We start from the raw sequence: 21,843 nt of genomic DNA on the forward strand, positions 1-21,843 counted from the left end.
GATTCTTTTTCTTTCGCCTCGAAACCCCGTTTTTGCCATTTTTTGCATCGCTGTATTATATTATGAGTCAATAACTTATATACCCTTTCTATACCAATCGTCCAAGATTCGTATAAGCTTCCTATAAGCTACCTATAAGCTAACTTCACCCATCTAATAGCCTTTTTTCATCAAAAACCCTCCCTTTCCCCTTCCGAACTTCTCCGTTTTCTTCCGATAACTCAGATGTGTCTCTTTTGCGGTATACACTTTGCCAAAGTTTTTGCCTGTGCGGCTCGCACCTTTGGCAAAATTAATCTCCTCTAGTCCAAGCTTGTAGCTCACACCCCATTTGCTAATTTCTAAATCTGCTAATTTTCTAATTTCTAAATTTTCAAATTAATAAACCCTATTGTACTATAACTCTAAAAAAAATGAGATGGAAGTCACAAGGCTGTTGAAAAGTGGCACGTTAATTGCTCTTTGGCACATTAATTTATTGTCTTATTGACAGATTAACACGTTAATATATGAAACATTTAAGTATTGTTATTGTCTTTTTTTCGTTATTAGTAAGCCCCATAGTAGGAGCTCAAACTGCTGAATTACCTTTCAAAGGAGGAGAATGGTTGCGTTTTAAAGTAAAATATGGTGTATTTAACGCCAGCATTGCTACAATGGCAGTTAATGAAGAGATGTATAACGGCGAAAAGGTGTTTCACGCAGTGGGTAAAGGTGCCACTACTGGTTTGGCACGTATATTTTTCAGAGTAGATGATACTTATGAGAGTTATTTTGGCATAACAGATGGCAAACCACGACTTTTTATAAGAAATATTTACGAAGGAGGATACACTAAATACCTCAAAATGTATTTTAATCATACCAGCAATAAGGTAAAAATAAACAATGTAGAAAACGGCAATATTACCGAAATAAACTTTCAGCCAGGTTTACAAGATGTAATATCAGCGTTCTACGCACTTCGTCATCACCCTAATATCGAAAATATGAAAGTAGGGGGGCAGATATCTATGGATATGATTTTTGATGATGACGAGGTATACAAGTTCAAACTAAAACTATTAGGTCGCGAAAAAGTAAAGACACATTTTGGTACGGTTAATACCTTAAAGTTCTGTCCGTTAGTACAAGATGGGCGCGTGTTTAAGGAAGAGGAAAGCATCACGATGTGGATTACCGACGACAAGAATAAAGTGCCTGTGAAGCTAAAAGCCTCGTTGCGTGTAGGTTCGTTGGTAGCTGAGCTTGATGGCTTTAATAATCTTAAAAATGACACAAATTTGAAAAAAAAGAAATAATTGTGTAGTTAGTTTATTTTTTTTACGTATATTTGTCGCCTCAAAGCGGAAGTAATCAAAAATAAACAAATATACTATGAAAAACTTGTTTTTAGCAGTCTCTATTTTTCTTGCAACATTATCGTATGGGCAAGATACGAATGTAAAAAAACTCATCAAACTTGCCGAGAAGGGAGATGTACAAGCACAAACTGAATTAGCTGATGCTTATTTTAAAGGAAAGGGCGTAAGGCGCTCTTATCAGGAAGCCGTAGTATGGCTTGAAAAAGTAGCCGAGACAGGCGATTTAAAAGCACAATACCAGTTGGCACAATGCTATTTTAACGGTAAAGGCATACCAAAATCACCACAAAAAGGAGTGGAATGGCTCACCAAAGTAGCCGATGCGGGTAACCCCGAAGCACAGCGTGAGTTGGCACTATGCTACCGCGATGGCAAAGGCGTAGAGCAATCGAAAGAGAAGTATTATGCACTTATAGAGAAGCACGCTGAGAAAGAGAACCCTGAAGTGCAGTTAGACCTTGCTAAGGCGTACCACTCAGGTGAAGGAGTTACTAAAGATGTGAATAAGGCTAAATATTGGGCAGAACAAGCTTCAAAAAACGGCAATTCAGAAGCTGAGATGCTATTAGCTTCTTGGGCGTATGAAATCAATGCATCAAACCCAGAAGCTATAGAGCGTTTAACCCAAGTGGCAAATAAAGGCAATACCGAAGCGCAAAGAATGCTTGCCGATGCTTACTTAGAAGGTAAAGGCGTAGAAAAATCGGAAGCTAAAGCTATTGAAATGCTTGAAAAAGCAGCCAAAGGAGGCGATGCTGAAGCAATGTACCAATTAGGAAACTTTTACTTCTATGGCAACAGTCCGCTTATAGGGAAATACTACAAGAAAGCGATTAATTACTATACCCAAGCCGCAAACAAAGGCAATGCAGCAGCACAAGCACAATTAGCACTTTGCTTCTACAATGGCATAGGCACCAATGCTTCCCCGAAAGATGCTTTCAGTTGGATACTCAAATCAGTAAATACTAATCCTACTCCTAAAGCGCAAAATAACTTAGGGGTATGTTATGCAGTGGGGATAGGAGCACACCCCTCAAACGCTCAAGCCTTAGAGTCCTTCCAAAAAGCTGCTGAAGCAGGTGATGTAACAGCGCAATATAACTTAGGAAATATGCTTTTGCAAGAGGGACAGTTAGACGTTAAAAAAGGCTTTGACTACCTCGAGAAAGCAGCTGCGGCTAATCATCTTTTAGCGCTTAAGAAATTAGGTGATTTATACTTCAACGGGAAATACACCAATCAATCGTTTGAACGAGCCTTTGAATATTATACTAAGGCTTCTAAACAAACACCTACTCCACAAAAGGAAATGTTAGACTACTTCTACCAAGGACAAGAAGAAGCGTATGCCGATGTGTTATACAATCTTTCACAATGCTATGCCGAAGGTAAAGGAGTGAAGAAATCGATGAGAGAAGCCGGCAAGTGGGCAGTAAAATCAGCTCGGTTTTCTAATAAATACGCTTTTGATTGGCTTAATAAAATAGTTGAAAAGAATGACCCAAAAGAGAGTCCGGAAGTGATATTGGCAGTAGCTGATGGTTATTTCTATGCTAAGGGGACAAGAAAACAAAATGATAAAGCCTTTCCTCTCTATGAAAAATTAGCCAAACAACAAGATAATACCACTGCACAAAAACGTTTGATGGAGTATTATTTTGAAGTAAAGAATCCAGATAAGAACGATGAGAAAGCAGTTTATTGGGCAGAGAGAGTGGCTAAGAAAGGAGATGCTTCTACTCAATTCAGCTTAGGGAAATACTATATGACAATGGTACCCGATGTGAAGCCACAACCGGCAACTCCAGCTCCTAAACCAACACCTAAGCAAACAACTAAAAAGCCAGCAGCTACCGCTACGCCTACTGTTGCTGTTACCTCATCACGCAGTATAGAGCCTAATAGTCCTGAAGCCGAAGCACGTGCTGAGTTACTTCGCAGACAAAGAGGAGGCAAGAGTATTTCTTCTGCCAAACAGCAATATGCTGTGAGAGCAAGTATACGACCTGCCGTAGCACAAAACGCTCCGAAAACACCTATGAAACACCTCAATGAAACCAAGGGGGTACATTGGCTTGCTAAAGCAGCTGAACAAAACAATGTGGAAGCGCTTAATGAGTTAGGCTCTTATTATTTTGAGAAGCAAAACTTTGGTCAGGCATTGGCTAACTTCCAAAAGTCGGCACAACGTGATTACGCTCAAGGACAATACAACTTAGCTAACTGTTATTACAATGGGAATGGTATAGACCGTTCGTATGAGAAAGCCGCTAATTACTACAAATTATCTGCACGTAAGGATTATGCTCCTGCGCAATTCCGTTTAGGACACTGCTATTATCACGGTGAAGGCATAGAACAATCGGATAGTAGAGCTGCCGATTGGTTTGAACAAGCTTGCGATAACGGTGAGAAGAAAGCTTGCGATATGCTGAAAGTAGTTACCGCTAAAAAGTAAACTCTCCTTTTTCAAATAATAAATGCGGAAAGAGCTGTCTTAATAAGACAGCTCTTTTTGTTATTTAGCGAGAGTTTGATGTAAGAGAGGTAATATCCAAAGGGCTAAACTTTGGTAAAGTACTGTAACCGTAAAAGTGTTTGAATATTAATAAATCGTTACATTGAGTTGAGATTATTTTACAGTAAGTGCTACGCTGAATATGCCTGCTACTAATATCAATTTAAGCATATTGTGGAGCAATGCATAATGTTTTTGGTCTTTACTTCGCCAAAGAAGACATACAAAAATACATAAATATATAAGCATAAACCATAGAAAATAGGTTAAATTCCCTATGGAAAAGTAATTGAGCAATACGTAAATAGGTAAGGTGCACAACACGACGCTTAGGGTAATGAGCTTTTTGGAGAAGGACTCTCCATATACTACGGGTATAGTAGCGTAGTTATGAGCCAAATCTCCTTTGATATTTTGTAAATCTTTAATAAACTCCTTGATAAGGATAAGCAGAAAGATGAGTAGGGCGTGTACGAAAATTATCGCCTCGAAGTTGCGGTAATATACAAAGATGGCAAAGAAGGGTATAATAGCTAATATTGCCGAAGTGAGGTTGCCAAAAAATAATAACTTCTTGATACGGTGAGAATAGAGCCACATTGTGAAAATATATCCAGAGAAGAAAATTACTGCTCTGAACGATACATAACTGGCTACAATTACTGAAAGGAAGTTAAGCAAAAAGTAAAGAGTGAGTTTAGTATTTTGACTTACCAGATGGTCTATCATTGTTTTGGTAGGCTTATTGATAAGGTCTTTTTCTTTGTCGTAAAAACCATTGATAATATAGCCCCCTGCGATAGCCAAGGCTCCTGCAATGACGAGCATCAGTAAAGAATCGTCAAAAATTACCTCACGCCAAGGTTTATGTGAAAGCACAAAGATAGCAGCTAAATATTGGGCGAGGCATACTATCATTATATTATAACCTCGTACAACCGAAAAAATCCCGATGAGCTTTAATAAGGTAGTTCTCCTCATTATGCGTATGTTTTGTGCTTGTTAGCCGTTACCTATAGATAGAGAGCCGTTGTCCTACACGAATATTACTACCCTTGATACGATTCCAGCGTTTGAGATTAGAAACTGTTACTCCGTGCCGTGTAGCAATCTTTCCTAAATTATCTCCTTTCTTTACTGTGTATATTGTTTTCTTAGAAGATCTGCCTCCTGCATATTGGTCGCCTTTTACTACTTGAGGGAGAGGTTGCTCACGGTTTGCTTTCTCTTCATTAAGATAAGCATAGATAGCCTCTTCGTTAGCTACAAACTTACCTATCTCGGAAATAGGTAAGCGCACGGCGTAGTTACGACCTTCAACATAAGGGACAACATCTAATTGATAGGAAGGGTTAAAAAACTGAATATCTTTTACGTCCATACCTGTAATATCGGAAATATCTTTAAAAGATATAGCTTGCTTTACGCGGACAGTGTCGGTTTCAAAAACGTGATTAGCGCGCTTTTGAGGTTTGAAGCCGTGTTCTTTGGCATATTCAAAAATATAGAGGGTTGCCAAGAAAGCGGGTACATATCCAGCGGTTTCTCTGGGGAGATAAGGACGCAAATTCCAATAGTTAGTCTTGCCATTGGAACGGCGAATGGCTTTGGTTACATTACCTGGTCCTGAATTGTAAGCGGCGAGTGTTAAATCCCAGTCACCAAATATTTTATAGAGTTCATTTAGGTATTTTGCAGCTGCTTTGGTAGAGCGAATGGGGTCACTACGCTCATCAACATAGTTATTTACTTCTAAGCCATAACCTTTACCTGTACTGTACATAAACTGCCATAAGCCTGTAGCTCCTGCACGCGAACGAGCCTTAGGGTTTAGAGCCGACTCGATAATGGCTAAATACTTCATCTCCAAAGGAATCTTTTGATTACTCATCTCTTGTTCAAACATCGGGAAATAATAATCACTAAGAGTCATTAGGCGCTCTAAAGAAGAACGGCGATTTTTGAGGAACGACTTGATTACCTGTTCCAAGATAGGATTATACTCTACATTGAAAGGAGTTTTCTGGTTAAGTTTCTCTAATCGTTTTTTGAGGACTTCAGTAGGAAGTTCGTCGTAGGTTACATCGGTGGGGGTAGTAGCGATATCTTCACTCATTTGCTCGAATAAATCGGAATTAGAGAGTTCTTTTAGCCATTTTTCATCGTATTTTCTTGCCTTAGGGTTGTCGTTTAGTTTGCGAAGAGCTTCGCGTTTGTTGTTAGCAATAGTTTGATTGATGGTATCTTTGGAGAACGAGCTCTGCGCTTCAACGGATAAACTACCGATTAAAAAACAAAAAAGAGTTCCCAATGTATATTTTTTAAGTGTCATATTATTGTTGAGTGTTTTTTAACTTAGATTTAGCAAGGGGACAAAGTTATTAAAAATATTGAAATGCAACAAATATATAGTTATTTTTTTCAAAATCCTCACTGAATTGATACCAAAAGTGTGCCAAGATTTGTTATTTTTGGGTAAAGGTATTTTTAGATAAGAGGTAGCTTATACAAAACCTATGTTAATTGATATTGGTGATTTTATATTTGATGCCAAAAGAAGAAAAGCGTACTACTTTGTTATAAAAAGTTTGTCAGTTTAAAAAAAAGTATTACCTTTGCCCGCAGAAATCCTCAGAGAGACTATTTGAGGATTTTTTATTTTTATATAAACATAACAACATTAAAAGGATATTATGAAGAAAGTATCATATTACACTGCTGAAGGGCTGAAAAAGCTTCGTGATGAGCTCAATCAGCTGAAAGATGTGGAGCGCCCTCGTGCTTCTCAAGCTATTGCTGAGGCACGTGACAAAGGAGACCTTTCAGAAAACGCTGAGTACGACGCTGCTAAAGAAGCACAAGGTTTATTGGAAATGAAGATTGCCAAACTCGAAGAATTGGTAGCTAATGCCCGCATTATCGATGAATCACAACTTGATGTGAGCAAAGTGCTTGTGCTCTCTACCGTAAAGTTGAAAAATCTGGCTAACAAGATGCAGATTACTTATACCCTTGTAGCAGAAAGTGAAGCCGACCTAAAAGCAGGGAAAATATCGGTAAGTTCGCCTATTGGCAAAGGGCTCTTGGGCAAATCAGTAGGTGAAATAGCTGAGATTAAGGTACCTAATGGCACTCTTAAATTGGAGATTTTAGAAATCTCAAGATAGATAAGAGGTAAGAACATATACTAAATATAGTTTTTTATTACTAAAATATGATTTTACCCCAATCAGAAGATAAACTTGCAACAAAGCAAGATTTAGCGCAGGCTAAATTAGATATCATAAAATGGGTGGTGGGATTATTTATTACTCTTGCCCTTATGATTATTGGTTTATACTTAAAGATTGGCTAAGTCCTAAAACCTGAACTAACAAATAAAAAAAATGAGTATTTTTACAAAAATTATCAATGGGGAAATTCCTTGCTACAAAGTAGCGGAAGACGATGAGTTTATCGCTTTTTTCGATATCAACCCTAATGCCAAAGGGCATACCCTTTGTGTGCCTAAACAAGAAATCAGCTATATTTTTGATATGGATGACGACCATTACTTGCGCTTGATGGCTTTCTCAAAACGTGTAGCCAAAGCTCTTGAAAAGGTAGTACCTTGCGAGCGTATAGGCGTAGCAGTTGTAGGTCTTGAAGTGCCTCACGTACACGTGCACCTCATTCCTATCAGCGAGATGAAGGAAATGACCTTCCAACACAAAGTAAAACTTACTGATGAAGAGTTTAAAGCGCTTGCGCAGAAAGTAAGAGAAGCGTTTTAGCCTTAAAGAAGACAATACAAAAAAGGCTATCAACAATTACAATAAGTTGTTGATAGCCTTTTTTGTTGTAACACGACAAGCAATTAAGACAATAATCCGTCTAATGCATCGGTGTAAGTCTTTTTAGGAGCTACTCCCACTTGGCGACCTACTACCTCTCCATTTTGGAATACCAATACGGTAGGGATATTGCGAATGCCATATTTAGCAGCAAATTCTTGGTTGTTATCCACATCTACTTTGCCTACTACTACTCTACCTTCGTATTCTTTAGATATTTCTTCTACAACGGGAGCGAGCATACGGCAAGGTCCACACCACACTGCCCAAAAGTCTACTAATACAGGCTGGGTACTTTTAAGCACCAAGTCTTCAAAATTTCCATCTGTTATTTCTAATGCCATACTAATATGTTTTTATATTGTAATTAAATTTGAGGCAAAGATACAAACTTTATTAAAAATACAAAACCTCACGGTAATAGTTTTTTGTTATACTACTATAACGTTTGTTATCTGCGCACTGATTGTAGGAACTCTGATAGTTTCTTTTTACCAGATGGGAAAGTGAATTTGGCTTGCAACTGGTAATAGTTTTGAGGGTCGACTACATTAGGATAGGCTTCTTGTGCGATGATGAATTTATTATCGTCAAAAGAAAGTTCTTCCATCAGTTCACCTATTTGCTCAGTGGTAAACGATACGATATTCTTTTGGGCACGGAAGAAAGCCAGCTTATCTTTATCGAAAGTTTCGTCCTTGTACATCTTAAAGAAGTTATTAAAATCACCTTGACGCATCATAGGAGCACCTCCATAGCCTCCACCGTATGAGCGATTCCACACATCATTCCATTGACGACCGTGATAGGAGGGCTGATTGTTGTTCAAGCTAATTTCGTCTAACAAATAGAGTCCTTCGCGTGAAAAGAAGTCCATTATCATACGGGTGTTGTTACGGGGATTGATAGTTACTCGATAAATGAGTGTACGTCCTTGCCAAATGCTGAGTGGTTGCGGGGCAGCTGTTACGTCGAAGAAGCGGTACATACCGGTAGTACTGGTGATTTCTTGGTCGCCTATACTCACTGTAAAGCGGTCGCGTTCAGGAATACGGATAAAGACTTCAGCATAACCGCCGTTATAGTCGTATTCCCAATCGATATTTACTGAGATACCACCACGCCCAATGACAGCGCGCGCTTGTTTGTTTGGATGGTATTCGTTTTGCAACAAACGACCTGCTGAGCCTACTTCTTGTGCCCAGCTTACTGAGGTTAAAACCCCTAAGCAAAGTAATAATAACTTTTTCATAAGTGTATAGTATTTTATGAACTATGTGTAGCGAATTTCGTGCCAAAGTCGTAGCACGACAGGCAAGTTGTAGCACAACAGACGAATCGTAGCACGACAAGCAATTTAAAGCTTTGGTAAAGTTTGCCACGAACTTTCTTCCTTGAGAAAATGCAAAAATCACGGATTTACTTTTTTGGATAATATTAAATTATTAACTTTGCCACAAAATTAGGGACAGAATGAATTTATTAATTTATATTATTGCTTATCCTATTGTTTGGGGGATTTCGCGATTGCCTTTTTGGCTTCTTTACGGAGTATCGGATTTCTTTTATTTTATACTTTATACTCTATTGAAATACAGGGTGAAAGTGGTACGCAAGAACCTCCATACGGCTTTTCCTTTTAAAACAGAAGCGGAACTTAGAACGATAGAACGCAAATTTTACCATCACTTTTGTGATACTTTATTAGAAATGGTGAAATCATACGGAATGAGTGAAAAAGAGATGAAGAAGCGTATGGTGTATCCTAATCTTGAAGTGCTCAAAAAGTATGAAGAAGAGGAGCGTAACATCCTCATTATGTGCAGTCATTATGCCAGTTATGAGTGGTTGTTGTCTTTGGCTTATTTTCTTGAACACAAATCGTATGCGCTTTATACTCCGCTGAGCAATAAGTATTTTGACAGATTGTTACAAAAAATACGAATGAAACACCACAGTTACCTTTTGCCTCGCTATACGGCGCATAGAGAAATGAAAAAACACAAAGATGCGCACGGGGTGTATTGCTATGGTTTTGCTTCTGACCAGATTCCTAATAATAAGAAGAATTATCGACGTCCGTTTTTGGGGCTTAATGTGCCTGTATTTACAGGGGCGGAACGCTTGGGAAAGGCACTCAATACGGTGATTGTATTTGCTAAAATAGAGAAAGTAAAGCGCGGTTATTACCAAACGACCTTTGAAGTATTGGCGGAAAATCCTACTGAATACGTGGATTTTCAGATTACGGATATGTTTTTTGAACGTATCAATAGGCAGATTTATGATAAACCAGAGTTTTACCTGTGGACGCATAATAGGTTTAAGAGAATGCAATAAAAGTTGGAAAATTAGCAAATGAGGTGCGAGTCGCACGGGCTATTAACTTTGGCAAAGTTTGAGATGAAAAAGCGATGAGTTGGGAGTGTTAGGAATATCCGGAAGATATCGAAGAAGTTCGGAAGAAGGAAGAGAGGGATTTTGGTGAAAAAAGGCTGTAAGAAGGGTGGGGTAGCTTATAGAGAGCTTATAGGAAGGCTTATACTAATCTTGGACGATTGGTATAGAAAGGGTATATAAATGGTTGATTCATACTATAATACAACAGCATTAAAAATGTTAAAAACGGGGTTTCGAGGCGAAAGAAAGAGGAAGAGGTGATAGGCCTTAGTCCATAGGCACTAGGAGAAAGTATGAAGGAAAAGGGGAGTGTGGTGACGGGGAAAGTGAAGATAAAGAGGGGATGTATGACGGTTATCATAACTCATTATAGACCATATCTTATTAATTTTTAATCCTTGACTCGTATTATAAAATAATATCTAATTGAATGAAAATTGTAATTATTAAGATGAAAAAGATATTATACTTTGTGTTTTTGTGTTTGATGATGGCTTGTAACAAGCAGGCAAACACTTCAAAAGAAGAAACTAAGCAGGATACTACTTCGGCAGTGCCCGAAACCTCTTACACTGAGTATGTAAACCCACTAATGGGTACGGACTCGAAGTTTAGTTTATCGAATGGGAATACTTATCCTGCTATTGCGGTGCCTTGGGGTATGCACTTCTGGACACCCCAAACGGGCAAAATGGGCGACGGCTGGGCATATCAATATCACGCTGATAAGCTTGTGGGCTTTAAGCAAACCCACCAACCGAGTCCGTGGATTAATGACTATGGGGCTTTTGCACTGATGCCGGTAGTGGGTGACTTGAAAATTAAAGAAGAAGAACGCGCTTCGTGGTTCTCTCATAAGGCAGAAACGGCTCAGCCTCACTACTACAAGGTGTATTTAGCCGATTATGATACATCGGTGGAAATTACGCCTACCAATAGAGCAGCGCAGTTCCGCATTACCTTCCCTGAGAGCGATAAGGCTTATTTGGTTTTAGATGCTTATTTTAAGGGCTCGATGGTGCAAGTGTTGCCCAAAGAACGCAAAATTATAGGCTATGCCCGCAACAACAGTGGGGGAGTACCTGAGAATTTTCACAATTACTTTGTACTTACTTTCGACAAGGATTTTGAGAGTGTACAGACGTGGAGCGACGGCTTTAAGCTGACAAAAAATGCTGAAAGCAAGGGCAAACACACAGGGGCAGTGATAGGTTTCCGCACGAAAAAAGGTGAACAAGTAACCGTAAGAGTAGCTTCGTCGTTTATTTCGCCTGAGCAAGCCCTATTGAACTTGGAAACGGAACTGGGTAATGACACTTTTGAACAGACAAAACAAAAAGCACTTACCCTTTGGGAGAGTGAACTAGGCAAAATACAAGTGGAAGATGAAAATATAGACCATTTGCGCACTTTCTACTCCTGTTTGTACCGTACACTGCTCTTCCCACGCACTTTCTATGAATACAATAAAGAAGGTGAAATGGTGCATTACAGTCCGTATAACGGCAAGGTGGAAAAGGGGTATATGTTTACTGACAACGGTTTTTGGGACACTTTCCGGGCAGTGTTTCCGCTTTTCAACCTGTTGTATCCTGAGATGAATCAACAGATGATGAAGGGATTGGTGAACGCTTATAAAGAATCGGGCTGGTTACCCGAATGGGCAAGTCCGGGTCATAGGGATTGTATGATAGGGTCGAACTCGGCTTCTATCATTGCTGATGCTTACCTGAAAGGGAATATAGACGAGGCTGATGCTGAAATTCTTTTAGAAGCGATGCTGAAGAACGCTACTCAAAACGATGGCAGACCAGTGAAATCGGTAGGGCGTGAGGGGGTGAATTACTACAATAGTTTGGGTTATGTGCCTTATGATGTGAAGATTAACGAGAGTGTAGCCCGCACATTGGAGTATGCTTACGCCGATTATTGCATTGCTCGTATGGCAGAAAAGATGGGTAAGGCGGAGGTTGCTAAACAGTATTACGAACAATCGAAACGCTACAAGAATGTATTTGACCCCGAAACTAAGTGGATGCGAGGCAAGAATAAGGACGGTAAGTTCCAGTCGCCATTTAATCCGCTGAAATGGGGCGATGCGTTTACCGAAGGGAACAGTTTGCACTACACGTGGTCGGTATTTCAGGATATTGAAGGACTTATACAGCTAATGGGAGGCAAAGAGGCTTTTCAAAAGAAGATAGATGAAGTGTTTGAGATGCCACCGCTGTTTGACGATTCGTACTACGGTTTTACCATACACGAAATACGCGAGATGCAACTCATAAATATGGGGAACTACGCGCACGGCAATCAGCCCATACAACACCTTATCTACCTATATAACTACGCTGGTAAACCCCAAAAAGCACAAGCTAAACTACGGGAAGTGATGGAGAAACTCTATACCCCTACGCCCGATGGTTATTGCGGTGATGAGGATAACGGACAGACCTCGGCTTGGTATGTATTTTCAGCCTTAGGTTTTTACCCTGTTACCCCTGCCAGTGATAACTACATACTCGGTAATCCACTGTTTAAAACAGTGAGCTTGCAACTGCCTGAGGGCAAGAAGTTTTTAATAAAGAGTGTGGCTCGCAATTCGGATAACAACTTAGTAGAGTACGTACAGCTCAATGGTAAGAAAATAGAAGGTTTTGAAGTGCCGTTTGGCGCATTTAGAGAGAATGGGACTTTGACGTTTTTCAGGTAATGAATAAATGTGTTAATTTCGTATGCAAAGCTGATGTCGCAAAATATTTATTAAAATATTTGCGCACAAGTATATAAATATATACCTTTGCAATATTAAGCACCAATGAACTATATTATGAAATCAAGTGAATTGCACCGACTTATTACTGAAAATGATTGGATATTGATAAGAGTTTCTGGCAGTCATTATATCTATCAAAAAGGTGATAAAACCTATCCTGTCCCTTACCACGGTAGTAAAGAAGTGGGCAAAGGACTAGAGAAAAAAGTAAAAAAAGAAATGAGACTATCCTAAAAATATTATATAATATGAAAAACATTACTATTATTATAGAGCGCAGCAACGATTTTTATTGGGCTTACGCTGAAAACATAGAAGGCTTAAGTGCAGGAGGTGAAACCGTACAAGAAGTCAAGGAAGGTGTTTTGGAAGCGATTGCTTTACAAAAAGAGCTCGGTAATTTTCCTTATACTGATTATCAGCTTACTTATAAATACGACACTGAAAGTTTGTTGCAATACTTTAAAGGAGTAATAAGTAATCCTGCTTTTGAACGCATTACAGGTATCAATCAGAAACTGATACATCAGTACGCTGTAGGACTCAAGAAGCCTCGTACTGCCCAACGTCAAAAAATACAAGAGGGCTTACATAAATTAGGGGAAGAATTGCTTAGTGTACAATTATAATTAGCAAATTTGGTACGCTCTTTGATTTACAGACAGTAGTTTCATCAAAACCATTGTTTAGTAATGAGAATCAAGCATTTTTTATCAGCAACAGCTTTACTACTTCCCTTACTGCTAACCGCACAGAAATCGGTAGTGCCAGAGGTGAAGGTAGTGAATGAGCGCAATGCCAACCCGATGGTATTGCAAGACCTTTCAGTAGATATATTAGTAGTAGGACAAATGGCTGTTACTACTATGGAAATGACCTTCTACAACCCCAACACCCGCGTAATGGAAGGCGAGTTTCAGTTCCCGCTTTCCGACGGACAGCAGGTGTCGCGCTTTACCTTAGATATCAATGGCAAACTGTGTGAAGGTGTGGTGGTAGACAAAGCCTTAGGGCGCAAAGCCTTTGAGGATATTGTGCGCAGGGGTGTAGACCCTGGTTTGTTAGAAAAAACAGAGGGCAATAACTTCAAAGCCCGCGTGTATCCTATGCCTGCCAAAGGTACTCGCCGTGTACTCATTGCCTTTGAACAAGAACTACACGAACGAGGCGGACAAGATTACTACTTCTTGCCTATCACGGCTAACGTAACCCTTAAAAACTTCAAGGTGCGTACTGAGGTAGTATCACGTTTTGTAAAGGCAGATATTCAGAACAGTCTGCAATTAGACTTCAAACAAGCGCGCAATAGTTATATCAGTGAGGTAAGCAAGCAAAATTTCACGCTCAACCAGAACATTGCACTTACTTTCCCGAAAATAGAGAAACCACAAACCATTAGCGCTACCCAAGGCAGTAAAAGCTATTTTTATGGCAATATAGTTTTGAGCGATACCAAAGCTAAAAGTAGCCCCACTCCTAAGGAAATAGGACTCTTATGGGACGCATCGCACTCAGCAATCCAACGCGATAGAGCAAAAGAGTTTGCTTTCTTAGATGCTTATTTTAAGGAACTCAAAGACACTAAGGTAGTGCTTAGTACTTTTAATATTCGTTCTGCTAAACCGCTTACTTTTGAGGTGAAAAACGGCAATTGGCAAGCACTGAAATCGCATTTAGAAAGTTTGCAATACGATGGTGCTACCGATGGTAATGCTATTGATTTCAACCTCAAAACAGATGAAATATTACTTTTTAGCGACGGTATTTTTAACTTTGGCAGTAAAGAATTTTCTGTAAACGAAGTAGTGAAACAAGCTAAAACTCCTATAACAGTGGTCAATGCTTCGGCGGTTGCCAATACTCCAAAAATGCAATACCTCGCCAATGCTACGGGTGGTAACTTTATAGATTTGACCACCCTCACTACTGAGCAAGCAATAAAAGTAGCACGCACTGTACCTTTCCAACTGCTGAATATAGAAGTGAAAAGCGGTAAAGTAGCCAAAATCTTCCCGCAGAAAGGAGCTACTATTAGCAAAGGTAATTTCACCCTTGCAGGTGAATTGCAAAGCGAGGAAGCAACCTTAGTCCTTAGTTTTGGTTACCCTAAAAAGGTAATGATGCAAAAAGAAGTAAAATTTGTAGCAAACCCCGATGCTTCTGAAGGTGAGTTCAACCTTTTGCGCCGTATATGGGCAGAGAAGCAAATTGCACAACTGCAACGAGAAGGTGTTGAACAAAAACAAATAGATGCGGTAGGACGTGAGTACGGCATTGTAACCGAAGGCAATTCGCTGATAGTATTAGAAACCGTAGAAGATTATGTACGTTACCACATTATGCCACCTACCGAATTACAGCAGGAGTACTCCAAACGCTTAGCAAATGAGCAAAAGCAAAAAGAGGATACTGCTAAACGTATTTTGGATAGAGTCGTAGAGCAATCGGAAAAGCAAAGTAAATGGTGGCATACCGAATATCCTGTGAAAGGCACTGAACCTAAGAAAAATGTTAATAACTCTAATGATACTCCTGTAAGAATAAGAGGGGTGGCTTCTGGGGTAGCACAAGAAGTTAGAAGTGAGGAGGTTGCTGCTATAGAAGCTGACGAAAGTGCAGAATTAAATGAAGTAGTTGTAGTAGGTTATTCTCCACAAAGAAAAGCAGCTATGACGGGAGCTATAAATAGTAGAGTTGCTGATTCTCCTAGTGGTAACACTACTGCTAAAAAAGATGTTTCTTTATCACGCAAACCAGCAAGTCCTGTTCCTGTACCTGCCTCAAAAATAGAGCTCAACGCCTATAACCCCGATACCCCTTATTTAAAGGTAATGGAGTACACTGAGGAAGCAAAAGCGGTAGAGACCTATTACAAACTCAAAAAAGAATACGGTAACACACCTTCCTTTTATGTAGATGTAGCCGACTATTTCTTCAAGAAAGGTAATCGTGAGCAAGCTATCTTGGTGGTTTCCAATTTGGCAGAGCTCGGTTTAGACGACCCTCAGTTGTTGCGTATGTTAGGCTACAAGCTCAGCAACTACAATGCTAAGAAAGAAGCGGTATGGGTATTCCGTAAGGTGGTAACTCTGCGTGAAGAAGAACCACAGTCTTTTCGTGATTTGGGCTTAGCACTTGCCGACGATGGTGCCTATAACGAAGCCGTGAAAAACCTTTATAAAGTAGTTACAAGCGAGTGGAGCAGTCGTTTTGGCGATGTACAAATCGTAACAATGAACGATATCAATAGCCTCGTCGCACGCCACAAGGGTATAGACGTGAGTTATATCGACAAGCGTTTGCTCAAAAAAGAACCCGTAGATGTGCGAGTAGTGCTCAGTTGGGATACTGATAGCTGCGATATGGACTTATGGGTAACCGACCCCAAAGACGAGAAGTGTTACTACCAAAACACTCTTACTTACCTTGGAGGTAAAATCTCACGTGATGTTACTCAAGGCTACGGACCTGAAGAATTTATGCTCAAGAAAGCTGAAAAAGGCAAGTACAAAGTGCAAGTGGATTACTTTGGCACTCGCTCACAAAAGCAACTGATGCCTGTGAACTTGCGTATTACTTTCTATACTCACTATGGTACGCCTCAGCAAAAACAGCAAGAAACCACGGTACGCCTCAGTAATGCTAAGGAGGTGATTGAAGTAGGAAGTTTTGAATTTTAATGTTAATGCTTAATAATTAAAGATAAAAGGCTGTTCAGTAAATGCTGAACAGCCTTTTCCATTATGAAGTTGTAAAAATAAATTAATAATTAAAGGTCTACGGGGTAAGATTGGTGACCGAAACGAAGCCCAAAGAAGAAGTTAAACTCTTTAGCTGAGCGGGTAAGCACATTGCCTAAAATAGTGCTTGACCCTAATACTAATGGGCCTAAGCGCAAGGCAATTCCCACATTAGCTTTTGATATTTGGTTGTATGAAATAGGCAAATAAGCCCCAAAACTATTAGTATCGTAGTGAGGAGTGAGTGAAAGCTCATTGGCATAAGTAGCGTTGTAAAGCTCTTTGTCCTTTGTAGAAGCAATATTCACTTGTCCTGATAAGTTCAAGTAGAACGCATCAACTACGCGATAATCGGCGCTGAGGTTAAAAGTAGAAGGTAGTGATGACCTCAATTTAGAGCCTGTAGCCTTTGTTCCATCAAAGTGATTCTTTAAATTCTCTTCTGATAGGTCATCTATGCTTAAAGTCGTACTTTGGGTAGAAGGCATTTTGTAGCGGTAAGAGTTCTTATTGGCAGTGTATTGTAAACGCCCGAGATCCATTAGCGAAATCCCTACACGCAAATCGTGAGGATTGTTGTGGCAACGAGGACAACCGTCCTTGCGAAACTCATACGTAGCTCCCAAATCGAAAGCCAAAGTAGTAGCTTCTGAACTAAAATACAACTTGTTTACCTTTACATTGTCGAAATCAACCAAGTCCATTCCACCATTAAGCACTTCCAAAGTACCGTTAGCCGATTGGATATTCAAGTTTACTTTGTCCTTATCAGTGTCAGGCGTTAGTGTAGCCGAACCTTCAAAGTCTTTAAAACCTACGTAAACATTACCAGAGCCTTGTACCAATTTAGCACTTGCTCCTACTTTCACCGTGTTAGTACCGTCAAAATACACTTCACCTGACCACGAGAAACCTACTTCCGAAAAAGCATTTACCACTATCTCTTGGTCGTTAAGGTTCACTTGGTAAGGGGTTTTGAGTTCCAATTTATCTAAATCACTAACAAATGATTGTAACATTTTTGCATCTATGTTACGTACATTGCCCAGAAGGCGCACACGAGAGAAAATCCCTACTGTATGCTGGTCGTTTATCTTCACAAAAGCCGAGGGCCCTAACACATCAACGTTTATCTTCGCTTTGATATTGTTATAACCAAAAATAGCATTCTGGGTATCAACGCGTGTGTACTCGTTAAAGCTATCAGTGATATTAGGCGTGAGTTTAATAGCGTTGTTGCCAAAACCAAAGTTCACTGTAGCAATATTAGCGTCCCAAGAACGCTTACTACTAATCATATTCGCAGGATTAGAAGTTACAGGAAAAATACCCGAATAATTGCTTTCTCGAAGCCCTGCATACGATTGCTGAGCTTCCACTGCCATTGTTGTTAGAAACAATGCTGATAAAATTACTTTTTTCATTCTATAAAAAACACTTGTTTAAATTGCGCGGCAAAAGTACAATATTTTATCAAATAACAAATAAAGAAGGTCAAAATTATTTGTAGAATTAATTTATAATCGTTATCTTTGCCCTTTCTATACTGCCATTTACCGCTGAGCTACCTCTTTAAAAACCATATACAATCTTGTCTGCTTTGCATAGTTCACTACCTGAGTTTCGTTTTAGTTTCGTTTCACCTATGCTTTTAGTAGAGCATACATTCGTCTTTTCTATACCAATCTTCCAAGATTCGTATAAGCTTCCTATATCTAAGTGCTGATTATCAAAGGTGTTCGTTACTTAAACATAACCTATTAACGGAAGTTTACGAAAGTTATAATACATAAATCGTAATCTTTATTTTGTAGAAGATTTTAAAATTGTTATTTCTTATGAAAAAGATAATTCTCGTAGGATTGAGCCTTCTTGCGCTCTCCTGTCGCACCACACAAAAAGTAGCGCAATCTTCCTCTTCTGAAGAAGAAATGCTTAAAAATATTACGCATAATCTTATTATTAGCTATCAAAATCAAAAAACATTGGTTCATTTGAAAAAAGAAGTACAAAAATATGGTGCAGAGATGCTTTATGAATACAAAATTATCAAAGGAATAGCTATCAAAGTACCCCAAGATAAAGATATTCGTCAGGCAAAAGCCTATTTTTCTAATCTTAAAGGCGTAACAAATGTGGAATACGACCAGATAAACCATATTGACCATTAATCACTAATCATCAATCATTAAAAGCTAACTTTAACAAAAGATTAACGCCTCACGACACTTGTCTATAAAATTTTTTAGTGTACTTTTGCACTGTAAAAGCAGACCTCACAACGCCACAAAAACAAGGAAGTGTTTTTTGCAAACGCTTCCTTTTTAGTGTATTATTTTTAATAAAATTATCTCTCAGACCTATCCGACCTGTTTGATAACTAAAACCTCTAACATCTAAAATAACAAACATTATGAATAAAATCTTTTTAGTAGCAACCGCTATCGCAATGGTAGCTTGTAATAATGGAAACCAACAGCAACAGCGACCACAAGGTGCTGTGCCTTACCCTGTAATTATCGTAGGAGAACAAAATACCGTATCTAACCTTTCTTACCCTGTGAATATCGAAGGCGTGGTGAACAGCGCCGTACAAGCCAAAATATCAGGCTATATTACCAAAGTATTGGTAGACGAAGGTCAGGTGGTTACCCAAGGGCAACCGCTCTTCAAGTTAGAAACTCAAACCCTTAACCAGTCAGCTGCTTCAGCCAAAGCTGCCGTAGAGGTTGCTAAGGTAGAGGTAGATAAACTCGTGCCTTTGGTACAGAAAAACATTGTGAGCCCTATCCAGCTCGCCACAGCCAAAGCCAACTTACAACGCGCCCAAGCTACTTATAACGAGGTAGCCAGCAACATTGGTTTTGCCGTAGTAAAAGCACCAGTAAACGGCGTGGTAGGTGCGATTAACTACCGCGAAGGTGCTTTGGTAACTGCCAATAACACTGTGCTCACTACCGTATCCGACGTGAAAGAGGTGTATGCCTATTTTTCAATGAACGAAAAAGAATACCTCGATTTCTTAGACAATACCCAAGGCAAAACCACTGCCGAGAAACTCAAAAACTTACCTGAGGCTTCTTTGGTGTTAGCTAACGGACAAGAATACGCCGAGAAAGGCAAAATACAAGCCGTAACCGGACAAATAGACCCTACTACCGGTAGCATACAATTTCGTGCTACCTTCCCTAATCCTAACAAGTTGCTTACCAATGGCAACAGTGGGACTATCAAGATACCACAACATTTTAGTAACTCACTTGTAATCCCCGAAGTTGCTACCTTTGAGCAACAAGGAAAGGTATTTGTGTACAAAGTAGAGAACGACACCCTCAAACAAGCTATCATCACCCTTAAAAGCCGCGCCGATAACTATGCTGTGGTAGAAAGCGGACTTAAAAACGGTGATGTCATTCTCGCGCAAGGACTCAATAAAGTGCGTACGGGTACTGTTATCAAACCTCAACCTATCTCAATGGATAGCCTTGTCAAGAAAATACAACCGATATTTTAGTGAAGACTGAAAAGTCGCCTTTGCATCGTAAACCTTGCTAAAATTTTAGTGCTTACCGTGCTACGATTTGCTTGTCGTGCTACGACCTTTGGCAAAAGTCTATGTTAAATATTAATTGTCAATTGAACATTACTGTATGAACAGAATCATTTATAAATCACTGGCTATAGTAACCATAGCCCTTACCCTTACCGCTTGTGCAGGACGCAAAACCTATGAACGTCCACAAGCCATAGACGAAAAACTCTTCCGTACTGAAAGCCCCGCTACCGATGCCCAAAGTGATGCTACCCTTTCGTGGCGCAATATCTTCACCGATCCGCTCTTGCAACAACACATCAGCAAGGCACTTTCCAATAACCTCGATGTGCGTATAGCGATGCAAAATGTAGTTTCAGCACAAGCCTACCTCAAACAAAGTAAGGCAGCTTTTATTCCTACCCTCTCGGTGGGAGCTAACTATACTCGTAGCACCTCATCATTAAATGCTGGAGGTGGTGCTCCCGACCGTACTTACAATAATCTATTCGATATCACGGGTAACGCTTCGTGGGAAGCCGACATTTGGGGCAAGCTATCCGCTCAAAAACGTGCTTCTTATGCCTCTTATTTAGCAACTTTGGAAGCCCAAAAAGCAGTACAGTCCGAAGTGGTCGCTACCTTAGCAACGGCTTATTACCAACTGTTGATGCTCGATGAACAGAAAAAAGTACTCGAACAAACTATTGAGTTTCGCACCAAAAGTTTAGAAACTACCAAACAACTCAAAAAAGCAGGTTCTACTACCGAAGTAGCGACCAAACAAATCGAAGCACTCGTGTACAACGCACAGGCGCAACTTATTACCATTAACAATAGCGTTTGGGCATTAGAGAATACCATCTGTGTACTCTTGGGTGAAGAACCTCATACGATAGAGCGAAGCACGCTTGCTGAGCAACAATTCCCCACACAGTTTCATCAAGGGTATGCGGTAAGTCTGCTCGAAAATCGTCCTGATGTGGCACGTGCCGAACTGAACTTGCGCAACGCCTTTGAACTTACGAATGTAGCGCGTTCCAATTTTTATCCTACGCTTACTCTTTCCGCTCGTGGAGGTATCAGTAGTACCGAACTCGATACTTGGTTTTCTGCTAAATCGATGTTTGCTAACTTTATAGCAGGATTGGCACAACCTATCCTCAATCGCCGACAAATACGCACCCAATACGAAGTGCAGAAAGCTGCTCAAGAAACCGCTTTGCTGAATTTCAAGAAAGCAATTCTTTCAGCGGGCAAAGAAGTATCCGATGCAATGCGTCAATTTAGTTCGCAAGACGAGTTCATTCAGCTTAAAACCCAAGAAATGAAAGCCTATCAAGATGCCACCGACTATTCCAAACAACTGTTCGATAGCGGTATGGTGAATTATTTAGAGGTCATTACAGCCGAAGTAAACCGCCTCAATGCCGAGCTTAGTGTAGCCAACGCACAGTTTACCCGTATGCAGTATGGCATTACCTTATATAAAGCCCTTGGTGGTGGCTGGAGGTAGGGGCGAATGGCTGTTCGCCCAACACTTTAGCAAAGTTTTAAACTTTGTCAAAGTCGCTATTTGACTCGTCTGACCGGTCTGATTCATCCGATAAGCCCTATAAATAACAAAACACTATGACAACAATAGAAAACATTCAAGAATTAAACGACCATTTACAG

The 21,843-nt window shown here is 39.8% G+C and carries 18 protein-coding genes; 13 read left to right on the forward strand and 5 right to left on the reverse strand.

What is annotated here, in order from left to right; all coding sequences use genetic code 11:
• The first annotated feature begins 509 nt into the window (after nucleotides 1–509).
• The gene (locus HMPREF9072_RS01065) at nucleotides 510–1,301 is read left to right on the forward strand and encodes a DUF3108 domain-containing protein (protein ID WP_009410094.1); all 792 of its coding nucleotides are present in this window, start codon (nucleotides 510–512) and stop codon (nucleotides 1,299–1,301) included.
• 76 nt (nucleotides 1,302–1,377) lie between these two features.
• A complete protein-coding gene (locus HMPREF9072_RS01070; RefSeq protein ID WP_009410095.1) occupies nucleotides 1,378–3,825 on the forward strand; it encodes a tetratricopeptide repeat protein in 2,448 nt (815 codons plus the stop codon).
• 174 nt (nucleotides 3,826–3,999) lie between these two features.
• On the opposite strand, the gene HMPREF9072_RS01075 is transcribed toward HMPREF9072_RS01070, so the two are convergent.
• Nucleotides 4,000–4,866, reverse strand: a complete 867-nt coding sequence (locus HMPREF9072_RS01075) for a geranylgeranylglycerol-phosphate geranylgeranyltransferase (RefSeq protein WP_009410096.1) — start codon at nucleotides 4,864–4,866, stop codon at nucleotides 4,000–4,002.
• A 28-nt stretch (nucleotides 4,867–4,894) separates the two neighbouring features.
• Complete coding sequence (locus tag HMPREF9072_RS01080; protein WP_009410097.1) at nucleotides 4,895–6,217, reverse strand: lytic transglycosylase domain-containing protein; 1,323 nt, start codon at nucleotides 6,215–6,217, stop codon at nucleotides 4,895–4,897.
• Between the two features lie 361 nt (nucleotides 6,218–6,578).
• On the opposite strand from HMPREF9072_RS01080, the gene greA reads away from it, so the two are divergent.
• Genes greA through HMPREF9072_RS01090 form a run of 3 tightly spaced genes read left to right on the forward strand, consistent with a single transcriptional unit; the run spans nucleotide 6,579 to nucleotide 7,658 of the window.
• Entirely contained in the window at nucleotides 6,579–7,052 is a 474-nt protein-coding gene (gene greA / locus HMPREF9072_RS01085) for a transcription elongation factor GreA (protein WP_009410098.1), read from the forward strand.
• 47 nt (nucleotides 7,053–7,099) lie between these two features.
• Nucleotides 7,100–7,240, forward strand: a complete 141-nt coding sequence (locus HMPREF9072_RS12305) for a hypothetical protein (RefSeq protein WP_009410099.1) — start codon at nucleotides 7,100–7,102, stop codon at nucleotides 7,238–7,240.
• Between the two features lie 31 nt (nucleotides 7,241–7,271).
• The gene (locus HMPREF9072_RS01090; RefSeq protein WP_009410100.1) at nucleotides 7,272–7,658 is read left to right on the forward strand and encodes an HIT family protein; all 387 of its coding nucleotides are present in this window, start codon (nucleotides 7,272–7,274) and stop codon (nucleotides 7,656–7,658) included.
• Between the two features lie 83 nt (nucleotides 7,659–7,741).
• Here the strand turns inward: HMPREF9072_RS01090 and trxA are convergent, their stop codons facing one another.
• Both trxA and HMPREF9072_RS01100 read right to left on the reverse strand, forming a co-directional pair.
• Nucleotides 7,742–8,062 (reverse strand): thioredoxin, encoded by a 321-nt coding sequence (gene trxA, locus HMPREF9072_RS01095; RefSeq protein WP_002673363.1) that lies wholly within the window; start codon nucleotides 8,060–8,062, stop codon nucleotides 7,742–7,744.
• 107 nt (nucleotides 8,063–8,169) lie between these two features.
• Nucleotides 8,170–8,970 (reverse strand): DUF4476 domain-containing protein, encoded by an 801-nt coding sequence (locus HMPREF9072_RS01100; protein ID WP_009410101.1) that lies wholly within the window; start codon nucleotides 8,968–8,970, stop codon nucleotides 8,170–8,172.
• Between the two features lie 221 nt (nucleotides 8,971–9,191).
• Between HMPREF9072_RS01100 and HMPREF9072_RS01105 the strand changes: the two genes are divergently transcribed.
• From HMPREF9072_RS01105 to HMPREF9072_RS01125, 5 genes are all read left to right on the forward strand, one after another.
• On the forward strand, nucleotides 9,192–10,058 hold the full coding sequence (locus HMPREF9072_RS01105; protein WP_009410102.1) for a lysophospholipid acyltransferase family protein: 867 nt from the start codon (nucleotides 9,192–9,194) through the stop codon (nucleotides 10,056–10,058).
• A gap of 490 nt (nucleotides 10,059–10,548) precedes the next feature.
• Nucleotides 10,549–12,831, forward strand: coding sequence for a GH92 family glycosyl hydrolase (locus tag HMPREF9072_RS01110; RefSeq protein ID WP_009410103.1), 2,283 nt, complete (start codon nucleotides 10,549–10,551; stop codon nucleotides 12,829–12,831).
• A 117-nt stretch (nucleotides 12,832–12,948) separates the two neighbouring features.
• Nucleotides 12,949–13,128 carry a type II toxin-antitoxin system HicA family toxin gene (locus HMPREF9072_RS01115; protein WP_009410104.1) on the forward strand — a complete coding sequence of 60 codons (180 nt, stop codon included), beginning with the start codon at nucleotides 12,949–12,951 and terminating at the stop codon, nucleotides 13,126–13,128.
• 14 nt (nucleotides 13,129–13,142) lie between these two features.
• A complete protein-coding gene (locus tag HMPREF9072_RS01120) occupies nucleotides 13,143–13,523 on the forward strand; it encodes a type II toxin-antitoxin system HicB family antitoxin (protein ID WP_009410105.1) in 381 nt (126 codons plus the stop codon).
• Between the two features lie 63 nt (nucleotides 13,524–13,586).
• Nucleotides 13,587–16,574 carry a VIT domain-containing protein gene (locus tag HMPREF9072_RS01125; protein WP_009410106.1) on the forward strand — a complete coding sequence of 996 codons (2,988 nt, stop codon included), beginning with the start codon at nucleotides 13,587–13,589 and terminating at the stop codon, nucleotides 16,572–16,574.
• A gap of 89 nt (nucleotides 16,575–16,663) precedes the next feature.
• On the opposite strand, the gene HMPREF9072_RS01130 is transcribed toward HMPREF9072_RS01125, so the two are convergent.
• Nucleotides 16,664–18,058: a DUF5723 family protein gene (locus tag HMPREF9072_RS01130; protein ID WP_009410107.1), complete on the reverse strand. Its 1,395-nt coding sequence runs from the start codon at nucleotides 18,056–18,058 to the stop codon at nucleotides 16,664–16,666.
• A gap of 414 nt (nucleotides 18,059–18,472) precedes the next feature.
• Here HMPREF9072_RS01130 and HMPREF9072_RS01135 point away from each other — a divergent pair, with 414 nt between their 5' ends.
• From HMPREF9072_RS01135 to HMPREF9072_RS01150, 3 genes are all read left to right on the forward strand, one after another.
• A complete protein-coding gene (locus tag HMPREF9072_RS01135) occupies nucleotides 18,473–18,805 on the forward strand; it encodes a hypothetical protein (RefSeq protein ID WP_009410108.1) in 333 nt (110 codons plus the stop codon).
• Nucleotides 18,806–19,047: 242 nt separating this feature from the next.
• Complete coding sequence (locus HMPREF9072_RS01145) at nucleotides 19,048–20,148, forward strand: efflux RND transporter periplasmic adaptor subunit (protein ID WP_002673355.1); 1,101 nt, start codon at nucleotides 19,048–19,050, stop codon at nucleotides 20,146–20,148.
• Nucleotides 20,149–20,284: 136 nt separating this feature from the next.
• The gene (locus HMPREF9072_RS01150) at nucleotides 20,285–21,682 is read left to right on the forward strand and encodes an efflux transporter outer membrane subunit (RefSeq protein WP_009410110.1); all 1,398 of its coding nucleotides are present in this window, start codon (nucleotides 20,285–20,287) and stop codon (nucleotides 21,680–21,682) included.
• Nucleotides 21,683–21,843: the final 161 nt, after the last annotated feature.

It is taken from the genome of Capnocytophaga sp. oral taxon 324 str. F0483 (assembly GCF_000318315.2).
GTDB lineage: Bacteria > Bacteroidota > Bacteroidia > Flavobacteriales > Flavobacteriaceae > Capnocytophaga > Capnocytophaga ochracea.

What these genes read in the sequence shown, in the direction of transcription:
- HMPREF9072_RS01065 (WP_009410094.1), top strand. Translation starts at nt 510, where the DNA reads ATGAAACATTTAAGTATTGTTATTGTCTTTTTTTCGTTATTAGTAAGC.
- HMPREF9072_RS01070 (WP_009410095.1), top strand. Translation starts at nt 1,378, where the DNA reads ATGAAAAACTTGTTTTTAGCAGTCTCTATTTTTCTTGCAACATTATCG.
- HMPREF9072_RS01075 (WP_009410096.1), bottom strand. Translation starts at nt 4,866, where the DNA reads ATGAGGAGAACTACCTTATTAAAGCTCATCGGGATTTTTTCGGTTGTA.
- HMPREF9072_RS01080 (WP_009410097.1), bottom strand. Translation starts at nt 6,217, where the DNA reads ATGACACTTAAAAAATATACATTGGGAACTCTTTTTTGTTTTTTAATC.
- greA (WP_009410098.1), top strand. Translation starts at nt 6,579, where the DNA reads ATGAAGAAAGTATCATATTACACTGCTGAAGGGCTGAAAAAGCTTCGT.
- HMPREF9072_RS12305 (WP_009410099.1), top strand. Translation starts at nt 7,100, where the DNA reads ATGATTTTACCCCAATCAGAAGATAAACTTGCAACAAAGCAAGATTTA.
- HMPREF9072_RS01090 (WP_009410100.1), top strand. Translation starts at nt 7,272, where the DNA reads ATGAGTATTTTTACAAAAATTATCAATGGGGAAATTCCTTGCTACAAA.
- trxA (WP_002673363.1), bottom strand. Translation starts at nt 8,062, where the DNA reads ATGGCATTAGAAATAACAGATGGAAATTTTGAAGACTTGGTGCTTAAA.
- HMPREF9072_RS01100 (WP_009410101.1), bottom strand. Translation starts at nt 8,970, where the DNA reads ATGAAAAAGTTATTATTACTTTGCTTAGGGGTTTTAACCTCAGTAAGC.
- HMPREF9072_RS01105 (WP_009410102.1), top strand. Translation starts at nt 9,192, where the DNA reads ATGAATTTATTAATTTATATTATTGCTTATCCTATTGTTTGGGGGATT.
- HMPREF9072_RS01110 (WP_009410103.1), top strand. Translation starts at nt 10,549, where the DNA reads ATGAAAATTGTAATTATTAAGATGAAAAAGATATTATACTTTGTGTTT.
- HMPREF9072_RS01115 (WP_009410104.1), top strand. Translation starts at nt 12,949, where the DNA reads ATGAAATCAAGTGAATTGCACCGACTTATTACTGAAAATGATTGGATA.
- HMPREF9072_RS01120 (WP_009410105.1), top strand. Translation starts at nt 13,143, where the DNA reads ATGAAAAACATTACTATTATTATAGAGCGCAGCAACGATTTTTATTGG.
- HMPREF9072_RS01125 (WP_009410106.1), top strand. Translation starts at nt 13,587, where the DNA reads ATGAGAATCAAGCATTTTTTATCAGCAACAGCTTTACTACTTCCCTTA.
- HMPREF9072_RS01130 (WP_009410107.1), bottom strand. Translation starts at nt 18,058, where the DNA reads ATGAAAAAAGTAATTTTATCAGCATTGTTTCTAACAACAATGGCAGTG.
- HMPREF9072_RS01135 (WP_009410108.1), top strand. Translation starts at nt 18,473, where the DNA reads ATGAAAAAGATAATTCTCGTAGGATTGAGCCTTCTTGCGCTCTCCTGT.
- HMPREF9072_RS01145 (WP_002673355.1), top strand. Translation starts at nt 19,048, where the DNA reads ATGAATAAAATCTTTTTAGTAGCAACCGCTATCGCAATGGTAGCTTGT.
- HMPREF9072_RS01150 (WP_009410110.1), top strand. Translation starts at nt 20,285, where the DNA reads ATGAACAGAATCATTTATAAATCACTGGCTATAGTAACCATAGCCCTT.